This is a genomic window from Acinetobacter sp. WCHA45, from assembly GCF_002165255.2.
Classification (GTDB): Bacteria; Pseudomonadota; Gammaproteobacteria; order Pseudomonadales; family Moraxellaceae; genus Acinetobacter.
In genome coordinates this window covers 2,766,377-2,778,074 of sequence record NZ_CP028561.1, presented here as the reverse complement: position 1 = coordinate 2,778,074, position 11,698 = coordinate 2,766,377, and the positions used below count along the sequence as shown (strand labels likewise).

The window sequence follows — 11,698 nt, the reverse complement described above, 5'->3', positions numbered from 1 at the left end:
CAATAATGTACCAATAAAGCGCCTATGAAGCACGCTGTTATTTACATTTCTGGTGCAGTATTTACTTACAAAAATTCGTATAAAATCGATCGATTATAAGGATTGTCTACAATCAAGCTGTCATACCATGGTCGTAGCATACGTAACATAAATACTGGGAAAAATGCCTTGAATCAATCGGAATAAAGTACTTAGATTTTAGTAAGAGTATGTTTTATATATAATTATTATATATTTTTAGTACCTTTTTAGAACATTCTATTGTGAGGCAATCGAATAGTATTGACTGGATCATTCTATTTTATTGTCGACAATCCTATTGCATTTTTTCTTCTATCTCGTTATAAAATCATAAAAACTGTAGAGATTGTCGACAATATGCAAGATACCCTTGTTCCTCAAGCCATCAGCACAAGTCAGAGTATTACCCTGACGGAACATGTATTTAAGCAAATTCAATCAGCAATCGTATTAGGACAAATTCCTGCGGGCAGCAAGATTTCAGAACCCGAGTTGGCACGTATTTACGGGATCAGTCGTGGTCCATTGCGTGAGGCGATTCATCGTCTAGAAGGCCAGCGATTGGTTGAGCGTACCGCCCATGTTGGCGCGCGAGTTGTTTCTCTTTCTCTACAACAATTTAAAGAACTTTACCAAATTCGTGCTTCACTTGAAGGCTTAGCTTGTAAGTTGGCTGCACAGCATATTGATAAAAAACAAATCTTAGCATTGCGTGATGTGTTGCGAATGCATGCTGAAGATGAAAATTTTAAGGCAGGTAAGGGTTATTACCTACAAGAAGGTCAAGACGATTTCCATTACTGCATTATCAAAAGCAGTGGCAATAAAACCTTAGAAAAAATGTTATGTGATGAGCTGTATCACCTCATCCGTATGTACCGAATTCAATTTTCAAACACCCCAAATCGACCGAGCAAAGCTTGGGATGAACATATCCGCATTTTAGATGCGATTGCAGAGGGTGATGGTGAACTTGCTGAAATGCTAATGCACCGTCACATCAATGCATCCTACAAAATTGTTGAGCAAACATTGCTGCAAACCCAAGGAGAACATCAACATGGCTAAATCTGCTGGTCAGCTATTCCGCGACGCGGTCGCAAATGAAAAACCATTACAAGTGGTTGGTGCGATTAACGCCAATCATGCATTGTTAGCAAAACGTGCAGGCTATAAAGCAATTTATTTGTCAGGTGGTGGTGTTGCCGCAGGTTCGTTAGGTTTACCTGACTTGGGAATTAGCAACCTTGATGATGTCTTGACCGATGTACGCCGTATTACGGATGTCTGTGATCTACCATTATTAGTTGATGTGGATACAGGTTTTGGTGCTTCAGCATTCAACATTGCACGTACCACTAAATCAATGATTAAGTTCGGCGCAGCAGCAATGCACATCGAAGACCAAGTGGGCGCAAAGCGTTGTGGCCACCGTCCAAACAAAGCGATCGTGACCCAACAAGAAATGGTTGATCGTATTAAAGCTGCGGTTGATGCTCGTACCGATGAAAACTTTGTGATCATGGCACGTACCGATGCTTTAGCGGTAGAAGGCTTACAAGCAGCAATTGATCGTGCAGGTGCTTACATTGAAGCAGGTGCGGATATGTTATTCCCTGAAGCAATCACTGAATTGGCAATGTACAAGCAGTTTGCTGATCTGACCAAAGTTCCAGTATTAGCGAACATTACTGAATTTGGTTCTACACCATTGTTTACGACTGAAGAATTGGCTTCTGCGGATGTGAGCATTGCGTTGTACCCACTTTCAGCATTCCGCGCGATGAACAAAGCAGCGGAAAATGTGTATGAGACTCTGCGTAAAGAAGGCACACAGAAGAACGTTGTTGACACCATGCAAACTCGTCAAGAATTGTATGAACGCATTAACTACCATGCGTTTGAACAATATCTTGATGCGTCATTTGAAAAAGCAAAATAAGGAATCCCCCTAAATCCCCCTTTTTCAAAGGGGGACTTCCCTCCCTTTGGAAAGGGAGGTGAGGAGCGGTTGTGGCTCCGCAAGTGGGATTTTAGAACTCATAATTCACATAGAAAGAACAGAAAAGGACAATCTTATGAGCAGTAATGAAACTCCAACAGGCTTCAAGCCAAAAAAATCAGTTGCGTTAAGTGGTCAAGTTGCAGGGAACACTGCACTATGTACCGTAGGTCGTAGCGGTAATGACTTACACTACCGTGGTTATGACATTCTTGACCTTGCAGTCGGCAGTGAGTTTGAAGAAGTCGCTCACTTATTGGTACATGGCAAACTCCCAAATAAAGCTGAACTCAAAGCCTATAAAGCTAAACTTAAAGCGCTTCGTGGTTTGCCAGCAGCATTGAAAACCGCACTTGAACAACTTCCACCATCTGCACACCCAATGGATGTGATGCGTACAGGTGTATCAGTTTTAGGTTGTTTAACGCCTGAACATGAAGACCACAATGAAGCAGGTGCAAAAGACATCGCTGACAAATTGATGGCAAGCTTGGGTTCAATGTTGTTGTATTGGTACCACTTCAGCAACAACGGTCGTCGTATCGAAGTTGAAACGAATGATGACTCAATCGCTGCACATTTCCTCCATTTACTTCATGGCGAAGCGCCATCTGAAGAATGGATTCAAGCAATGCATACGTCTTTGATTCTGTATGCTGAGCATGAATTCAACGCTTCTACATTTACGTCACGTGTTGTTGCAGGTACAGGTTCAGACATGTACTCAGCAATTACAGGTGGTATTGGTGCGCTACGTGGTCCAAAACATGGTGGTGCCAACGAAGTTGCATTCGTGATTCAACAACGTTATGACAACGCTGACGAAGCAGAAGCAGACATCCGTAGCCGCGTAGAGAAGAAAGAAGTGATCATCGGCTTTGGTCATCCTGTTTATACCATCTCTGATCCACGTAACGAAGTGATCAAGAAAGTGGCGCGTGACCTTGCTGAAGCGCAAGAGAACACCAAAATGTACCTCATTGCTGAACGTTTAGAAGCAGTGATGAAAGAAGTGAAGAACATGTTCCCGAATCTCGACTGGTTCAGCGCGGTGAGCTATCACTTGATGGGTGTTCCAACAGCAATGTTCACTCCATTATTCGTGATTGCACGTACAGCGGGTTGGTCTGCACATGTGATTGAACAACGTCAAGACGGCAAGATTATTCGTCCAAGCGCGAACTATACTGGCCCTGAAAACTTAGAATTTAAACCATTGGCGGAGCGTGGTTAATGACAAATCAATACCGTAAACCGCTGGCAGGTACCCAGCTCGAATACTATGACGTGCGTCAAGCCGTTGAAGATATTCAGCCAGGCGCATATGAAACTTTGCCATACACATCTAAAGTGTTGGCAGAGCAGCTTGTACGTAAAGCTGATGCAGAAAACTTAACTGATTATTTAAAGCAATTGATTGAACGCCGTCAGGACATGGATTTTCCTTGGTATCCTGCACGTGTGGTATGTCATGACATCTTAGGTCAAACCGCACTCGTCGACCTTGCTGGTTTACGTGATGCGATTGCTGACAAAGGTGGCGATCCTTCTAAAGTGAACCCAGTAGTTCCAACGCAGTTGATCGTGGATCACTCTTTGGCAGTGGAATATGGCGGCTTTGATCCTGACGCGTTTGAAAAAAACCGTGCAGTAGAAGATCGTCGTAACGAAGACCGTTTCCACTTTATCGAGTGGACGAAGACTGCATTTAAAAATGTCGACGTAATCCCTGCGGGTAACGGCATCATGCACCAGATCAACTTGGAGAAAATGTCTCCAGTGATCCAAAATCGTGATGGTTTAGCGTTCCCAGACACATGTGTAGGTACAGACTCACATACACCACATACGGATGCGCTTGGTGTGATCTCAGTGGGTGTAGGTGGTTTAGAAGCTGAAAACGTGATGTTGGGTCGTGCATCTTGGATGCGTCTTCCAGACATTATCGGTGTTGAGCTAGTCGGTCAGCGTCAAGCAGGCATCACGGCGACTGATATCGTATTGGCACTCACTGAGTTCTTACGTAAAGAACGTGTCGTTGGTGCATATCTTGAGTTCTTCGGTGAAGGCGCAGACACCATGTCGATTGGTGACCGTGCAACCATCTCGAACATGACACCTGAATACGGTGCAACGGCTGCGATGTTCTACATCGACCAAAACACGATTGATTATTTACGTCTGACGGGTCGTGAAGATGCGCAAGTGGCATTGGTTGAGCAATACGCAAAAGAAATCGGTCTTTGGGCATCGGATATGACCAAAGCACAGTACCCACGCGTACTTCGTTTTGATCTTTCAACAGTGACTCGTAACATTGCAGGTCCATCAAACCCACATGCACGTGTATCTACTGCTGACTTGAAAGAAAAAGGTATTGCAGGTGTTGTTGAAAACCGTACTGATGGTTTAATGCCTGATGGCGCGATCATCATTGCGGCAATTACTTCTTGTACCAATACCTCAAATCCACGTAACACGGTGGCAGCAGGTCTATTGGCACGTAAAGCCAATGAACTTGGTTTAGTGCGTAAACCTTGGGTGAAATCTTCATTTGCACCAGGTTCTAAAGCTGCTGCACTTTATCTTGAAGAAGCTGGCGTACTGAAAGACCTAGAAAAACTTGGTTTTGGTATCGTGGCGTATGCATGTACTACGTGTAATGGTATGTCAGGTGCGCTTGATCCAGTGATTCAACAAGAAATCATTGACCGTGATTTGTATGCGACAGCGGTACTTTCGGGTAACCGTAACTTCGATGGTCGTATCCATCCTTATGCAAAACAAGCGTTCTTGGCATCGCCTCCACTTGTGGTAGCGTATGCGATTGCAGGGACAATTCGTTTTGACATCGAAAAAGATTCATTGGGTACAGACAAAGATGGTAATCCAATTTACCTGAAAGACATCTGGCCATCTGATGCTGAAATCGATGCACTGGTAAAAGAAGCGGTGAAGCCTGAACAATTCCGTAAAGTCTACATTCCTATGTTTGACCTCGGTGAAGTTGAGCAAGCGGAAAGCCCACTTTACGACTGGCGTCCAATGAGTACTTACATCCGTCGTCCGCCGTATTGGGAAGGGGCGTTGGCTGCACCACGTACTTTGACCAACATGCGTCCGCTTGCAATTTTGGGTGATAACATCACGACTGACCATTTATCGCCTTCAAATGCGATCATGATGGATTCGGCTGCGGGTGAATACCTACACAAAATGGGCGTACCTGAAGAAGACTTCAACTCATATGCGACACACCGTGGTGACCATTTGACTGCACAACGTGCAACATTTGCCAACCCGAAATTGTTTAATGAAATGGTGGTTCGTTCTGACGGCACGATTAAACAAGGTTCAAAAGCGCGTGTAGAGCCTGAAGGCGAAGTGATGCGTATGTGGGAAGCGATTGAAACTTACATGAACCGTAAGCAACCGTTGATCATTGTTGCAGGTGCGGATTATGGTCAAGGTTCAAGCCGTGACTGGGCAGCGAAAGGTGTTCGTCTTGCAGGTGTTGAAGCGATCGTGGCTGAAGGTTTTGAGCGTATTCACCGTACTAACTTAGTGGGTATGGGTGTGTTACCGCTTGAGTTTAAACCAGGTGTGAACCGTAAAACGTTGAAGTTAGATGGTACTGAGCTGTATAGCGTGATTGGTAATATCTCACCGCGTTCGACTTTGACTTTAGTGATTGAGCGTTCAACTGCTGATGGTAAAGAAGAAATTTTTGAAGTGCCTGTGACCTGTCGTTTAGATACAGAAGAAGAAGTTTCTGTATATGAAGCGGGCGGTGTATTACAGCGTTTTGCACAAGACTTTTTAGAAGGTTCGGTTGTGTGAGTTAATGCTTTGACGTTGTAAAAATGGAAGGAAAGCTCTATCTTAGGATAGAGCTTTTTTTATTTGTTATTGTGAGATTATGCTAAAAGGTATTTGGATAGAAAACTTTAAAAGTTATCGGACAGGACAACTTTTGCCTTTAGCACCTCTTACGTTAATGATTGGTGCAAATGCATCAGGAAAATCTAATGCTATTGAAGCATTTCGGTTTTTAAGCTGGTATGTAGGTGGAGAAAAATTATCAACCATCCAAAATCGTATTAATGATTCTGAAAAAATTTTTAGAGGGGATATTAGGGATTTATTTTATTTTGAATCAGAGGAGTTTACTTTAGGTGCAGATTTTTCTGAGTTTTTTTCTGATTTGAGGATTGAAATTACATCTAATGAGTTAAATGAGTTAAATGTAAAAGATGAAAAATTAAAATTTTTTAAAACAGATAAATATTTATATAAAATAGATGCTTACCCCAAAGCCATTGTTAGAAATAATTCTAAAGATAATGATAAAGCACTCAGAATTCAGATTTCACCAAAAATAGAAATGAATCGTCTTTCAGGGATATTTACACGTTTTGATAGTAATTCGTCAAATTTACAAAGGGTTAAAAATACCTTTCAAATACGAATTGATCTAGAAGAGAAAGTCGATGAAAGAATAGAGCAAAGGCTTAATGAGGTAAGATTCATAGAAGAAATATTATCTAGTACGTATTTTTTTGATTTTGTCCCATCACAAATGCGTAATGAGAGTCTAGAAGATACAAGATTGCGTCAAAATGGTCAAAATTTATCAGGTGTATTATATACCCTATGGCAGCACGAACCACATCAAGAAGATATTTTAAAATTTATTAAAAGTTTACCTGAACAAGATTTTAAAACTTTAAAATTCTATCCCGATCATCGTGATCGTATCGAACTCGCTTTAGTCGAAAATTTTGCTAATCAAGAACAAGAGTGGAATTCTGATGTCCTATCAGATGGGACGCTAAGGGTTTTGGGTATCGCTGCAGCAATTTTATCTGTTCCTGAAAATTCTACGTTGGTGATTGAAGAAATTGACAATGGTATTCATCCATCCCGAGCCAAATCATTACTTAACACAATGTTGTTGTTTGCTGAAAAAAGGAATTTAAAACTTTTGCTCACAACACATAACCCAGCTCTTATGGATGCATTGCCAGATCAGGCATTAGGTGATGTGGTTTTTGCATATCGTGATCCAAAACAAGGGGATAGTCGTTTAATTCGTTTAAGTGATTTAGATGATTATGAGGGATTGGTTTCTCAAGGTTCTCTTGGTGAATTGGTTACAAAAGATGTGGTTGACCGTTTTGTAAAAAATCCTGTTTCTTCACAAGAGAAAAAGCAAAATGCATTAAATTGGTTGGAACAAATGCGTGGAATATCTAATGAGTAGTATTTGTCTAGTAGATACCAGTGTTTTTCTTAATATTTTAGATGTTCCTAATCGCAATAATGAAAGAGATGAAATTTTAAAGAAATTTCAAGAATATGTAGAGTTGGGATGTAGCTTTATTATCCCAATGGCAACTGTTATTGAAACGGGTAATCATATTGCACAAAACGGCGATGGAAATATTCGTCGTAAAGTTGCACAACTTTTTGTTGATACTTTGGAAAAAACCTTCACAGGTGAAGCACCCTTTCGTATTTCCGAATGGTTATCACAATTTGAAATTAGAGCATGGCTTATAGAGTTTCCAAGTCATGCACAACGAAATAAATCACCAACCAAAACAACTGAAGGAACAAGTTTTGGTGATCTATCAATAATTAAAGAATTTGAGAAAAACTGTACAAAATTTCCAATGAGTGAGATTTTTATCTGGTCATTAGATGATGATTTGCAAATTTATCATCAACTAAGTAAATAAGGTTTAGATGTTGTTCAGGTAATTTTAATGTGAATATAGATTTTGTACTCCTACTTAACCTTTCTGCCACTGCCTTTCGTCAGAAAGGTCAATAAATAATCAAAACTATCACGCTATAGTATATGAACCATTTCTAAAATCTATGGAGAACAAAGATGGTTACTGCTGGCGAAAAACCTGGAACTGGCTTCTATTTTTGTGTCCAATGCGGACATCGCACCTATTTAGAAATTGGTACTGATCGTCTACCTCCGTGTACCAAATGCCTTGGCAATCAATTCAACAGTAAGAATGCCTAAGCCGCAAACACCAAACAGTTACCCACTGTTTTGATGAAAGCCCTGTCACTCGATAGGGCTTTTTTGTTACTGTAAAATATGAAATAACAAGATAACGATATCCGACAAATATAAGGAAAACCAAGATGGAAACAATATTAGGACTTTGTATCGGCGTAGGATTAAGCGCTGCCTGTGGATTCCGTGTCTTTGTTCCTTTATTGGTGATGAGCATTGCAACTTTGTTGGGTTGGTATGAACCTGCCAAAGGTTTTGAATGGTTAGCCATTCCATCTGTATGCGCTGCACTTGGATTTGTAACCATCTGTGAAATCGCAGCTTACTATGTGCCGTGGATCGATAATCTCTTGGATACCATCGCTACGCCTGCTGCTGTAGTGGCAGGCACACTCAGTACGTTGGCAGTCAGTAGTGGAGAAATGTCACAGTTTGCGACGTGGGCAGCCGCACTGATCGTGGGCGGTGGAACGGCAGGTGTGGTGCAAATGAGTACCGTAGCGGCACGTGGCGTTTCAACAGCAAGCACTGGTGGACTGGGGAATTTTGTAGTGGCAACGGGTGAGTTGATTGGCTCAATTGTCTTGTCGATCTTGGCATTTGTGATGCCTGTCGTGATTACGGTATTTGTGATTATTCTCGTGATTGTGGTTGCACGTTGGATACATAAAAAGAGAAAAAATCAGATCAATCCGTCAGCGTGTTAATAACACTCGAAAAATCATAAGGAAGCGAGTAAATTACACACACATTTTGATGGTGCGTTGGCGTTTATGGCATTTACTTGGATTCTATTCACGATCATGGCTGCGTTTATGCAGGCGTGGCGCAACGCATTTCAAAAACAGCTCAGTACCACAGTCGATGCTTATGGTACGACATTGGCTCGATTTATTTTTTCTCCGATTTTTGCGTTTAGTTATTTAGCATTCCTTTATCTGCATCAACCTGTCACTGTTCAAGCCCATTTTTCCAATACATTTTGGCTTTATGTAGTGATTGCAGGAATCAGCCAAATTTTTGCGACAGCGTTGATGGTGAAACTATTTCAACAAAAGAACTATGCGATTGGTATCGGGTTGGCTAAAAGCGAAGCGATTTTGGCAGCCTTGATTGCAGTGGTTTTTCTACAGGAGCGGTTGACCACTTTGGGCTGGGTTGGTGTATTGATTGGGGCAATCGCAGTTTTTTTATTGAGTAAAGGTCGACATAGTACGCAACTTTCCTTCAATACTTTAATCATTGGTTTAGGCAGTGGTTTATGTTTTGCCATTACTTCACTTCTGGTACGTGAAGCCAGTTTAGAGCTGAGCATGTTGCCATTTTTGCATCGTGCAGGATGGGTGTTATGCAGTTTGATTAGTTTTCAGTGCATTGCATTATTGCTGTATTTGGGAATCTTTAGTCGCAGTACGTTGTATAACATGTGGCAACGTCTTGGTCTGACCTTTCGTGTAAGTATTTGCAGTTTTTTAGCATCTTTGGGATGGTTCAGTGCCATGAGTATGCAAACTGTGGCGATTGTGAAAACACTGGGTCAGATCGAAATTCTATTTAGCTTACTGATCTCAGTATTTTTCTTTAAAGAAAAGTTGGCAAAGACGGATCATTTAGGTTTATGGCTGGTAATTGTGGCGGCCATTATGGTGATTTGGGCCTAATCTGTTTTTTAATGAAAAAATACACGGCTAAATTGGAATATATTGAAATTTAAATCAGTTATTTTTTATTGAAATGGAAAATAATTCTTATTATTGGATGAGATATGCAAAATTATTTCATTAGTGGCGAAAAATACCAGTTTTTAGGAAAACAATCCCGCACTGATCTGCCTAAACTATGTCTCAAGGGTTGAGGAACGATTAAAGTTCCGTAAGGGGATCGAAAAGAGTAGCATGCACCGATGCTTATAAAGCAAGTGTGTACAAACCCAAAAGGTCTCGATTCGGCTTAGGACGCTATAGATCAAAAGTCTATAGGCAAAGGTTATGGCTTACAAAGTCATAGGTGTTGAAGTAAACAACATGTTTTCCCTTGATACCCTAAAATTTAATATAAACAGAATATGACCAATCAGATATAAATAATAAAAACCCGATCAATGAATTTAAATATAAGTGTGAAATAGGTCTTATAATATTTATTTTTTGAATATAAACTCCTGTTTTTATAATAAAAAACAAAATGATATAATTGAAACTAGAAAATTGATCATATTGGAAGAGGTCATAAAAATAATGAAAGAATTCGATCTTAAAATACGTTATCCGCATCAAACTAATCGAAATGAAGCTGATCATTTGGGTGCTTTTGATTTAGAAACGATCGTTGCTCGTTTCGATGAGATGGGATGGCGTCAGCAATTGGTTCGTCAGTTACAGCTAGATGGTGTAAGTACCAGCTTTATTGTACGAGATGATTACACTGAACAAACCTTACGCATCACAATAGATGCCTTTTCACAAACACAGCAGCTTGAATTTAAATTAGAAAGCGATATTCCTGTGTTTATTCCTAAAAAAGATTTATTCGGATTGGTGACACGTAAGAGCAAAGACACGATTTCTTTTAATTACTTAACGTTGAGTCGTGCCAAAGAATATTTGATTACTTTTTTAAATCGAGACATTGCAACTTTAGAGCAGCTTTATAAAGACAGTTTAAATAAAGCGATAAAAACAGCATCATAAAAATATACGAGTTAATGTCGCAACAATAATAATCAAAATAGGCAACGGCATTAACTCTAGACATCTTCAATACCATTTCAATAAAACGAGTTCTCTGTTCAAGATTTCATCTCAAAATTCGTTTTTGGCTGAGAAGTCGCTATAATTGCCCCGCTTTATTTAGAACCTTTACTGCTCATGCCCCTAAATGACAACTTTATTTATCTACCGCCGCAAGATCCACTTGAGATGATCTATGAGGATGAAGATTTAGTGGTGATTAATAAGCCAGCAGGGCTATTGTCGGTCATGGGGCGTTTGCCTGAACATCAAGATAGTGCGTATTTGCGCGTTTTAGCACAATATCCTTCTGCTAAAGTTACACATCGTTTAGATATGGCAACATCAGGATTGTTGATGTTCGCAAAACATAGAGATGCTGAAGTTGCGATTAGCAAAATGTTCCAAGCGCGAACGGTTAAAAAATATTATGTGGCGCTTGTACAAGGACAGATTCAGCAAGACGGCAGTGTCGAAGTGCCCTTGATGACAGATTGGGAAAATCGTCCTCGTCAGATGGTGCATTTTGAATTGGGAAAGCCTGCCAAAACGCTATTCCAATCAATTGAGTATGATGTGACAACAGATCAAAGTAGAGTGTGTTTAGAACCAGTGACAGGACGTTCACATCAGCTTCGTGTACATATGATGCATATTGGGCATCCCATTATGGGCGATAAACTTTATCATCCTGAGCCTGCCAAATTCCATTTTAAACGTATGGCATTGCATGCCACCTATCTTGCTTTCCAACATCCATTAAAACAATCTGCAATCGAGCTTGAGTCGGTAGTTCCTTTTTAAAGTATGCTCACAAGAGCATTCTCAAAGAAAAGCATAGTATGGCTAGCCAAATTTGAAGATCTATAATAGATTATAAAATCATATAATGTTTTGAGCCTTTGTTGG

Annotated in this window: 11 protein-coding genes; all 11 read left to right on the top strand. The window is 40.4% G+C overall.

Annotated elements, in window-relative coordinates; genetic code table 11:
• The first annotated feature begins 378 nt into the window (after positions 1 to 378).
• The 11 genes from CDG55_RS14705 to CDG55_RS14655 all read left to right on the top strand — a co-directional run bounded on the left by CDG55_RS14705 (position 379) and on the right by CDG55_RS14655 (position 11,593).
• Positions 379 to 1,089, top strand: a complete 711-nt coding sequence (locus CDG55_RS14705) for a GntR family transcriptional regulator (protein WP_004956801.1) — start codon at positions 379 to 381, stop codon at positions 1,087 to 1,089.
• Positions 1,082 to 1,963, top strand: coding sequence for a methylisocitrate lyase (gene prpB / locus CDG55_RS14700; RefSeq protein WP_004882090.1), 882 nt, complete (start codon positions 1,082 to 1,084; stop codon positions 1,961 to 1,963). Before CDG55_RS14705 ends, prpB begins: the two co-directional genes overlap by 8 nt.
• Positions 1,964 to 2,099: 136 nt before the next feature.
• Positions 2,100 to 3,257 carry a 2-methylcitrate synthase gene (prpC, locus tag CDG55_RS14695; RefSeq protein ID WP_004966984.1) on the top strand — a complete coding sequence of 386 codons (1,158 nt, stop codon included), beginning with the start codon at positions 2,100 to 2,102 and terminating at the stop codon, positions 3,255 to 3,257.
• Entirely contained in the window at positions 3,257 to 5,863 is a 2,607-nt protein-coding gene (acnD, locus tag CDG55_RS14690; RefSeq protein ID WP_087536641.1) for a Fe/S-dependent 2-methylisocitrate dehydratase AcnD, read from the top strand. Before prpC ends, acnD begins: the two co-directional genes overlap by 1 nt.
• Before the next feature lie 79 nt (positions 5,864 to 5,942).
• On the top strand, positions 5,943 to 7,286 hold the full coding sequence (locus tag CDG55_RS14685) for an AAA family ATPase (protein ID WP_087536640.1): 1,344 nt from the start codon (positions 5,943 to 5,945) through the stop codon (positions 7,284 to 7,286).
• Complete coding sequence (locus CDG55_RS14680; RefSeq protein WP_087536639.1) at positions 7,279 to 7,764, top strand: hypothetical protein; 486 nt, start codon at positions 7,279 to 7,281, stop codon at positions 7,762 to 7,764. The genes CDG55_RS14685 and CDG55_RS14680 overlap by 8 nt, the downstream gene beginning before the upstream one ends.
• 155 nt (positions 7,765 to 7,919) lie before the next feature.
• Positions 7,920 to 8,063: a zinc ribbon-containing protein gene (locus CDG55_RS14675; RefSeq protein ID WP_004637424.1), complete on the top strand. Its 144-nt coding sequence runs from the start codon at positions 7,920 to 7,922 to the stop codon at positions 8,061 to 8,063.
• Between the two features lie 125 nt (positions 8,064 to 8,188).
• Positions 8,189 to 8,767, top strand: a complete 579-nt coding sequence (locus CDG55_RS14670; RefSeq protein WP_087536638.1) for a DUF4126 domain-containing protein — start codon at positions 8,189 to 8,191, stop codon at positions 8,765 to 8,767.
• A 66-nt stretch (positions 8,768 to 8,833) separates the two neighbouring features.
• Positions 8,834 to 9,721 (top strand): DMT family transporter, encoded by an 888-nt coding sequence (locus CDG55_RS14665; RefSeq protein ID WP_087536637.1) that lies wholly within the window; start codon positions 8,834 to 8,836, stop codon positions 9,719 to 9,721.
• Between the two features lie 576 nt (positions 9,722 to 10,297).
• Positions 10,298 to 10,750: a hypothetical protein gene (locus CDG55_RS14660; RefSeq protein WP_087536636.1), complete on the top strand. Its 453-nt coding sequence runs from the start codon at positions 10,298 to 10,300 to the stop codon at positions 10,748 to 10,750.
• A gap of 177 nt (positions 10,751 to 10,927) precedes the next feature.
• A complete protein-coding gene (locus CDG55_RS14655) occupies positions 10,928 to 11,593 on the top strand; it encodes an RluA family pseudouridine synthase (RefSeq protein ID WP_087536635.1) in 666 nt (221 codons plus the stop codon).
• Positions 11,594 to 11,698 lie beyond the last annotated feature (105 nt).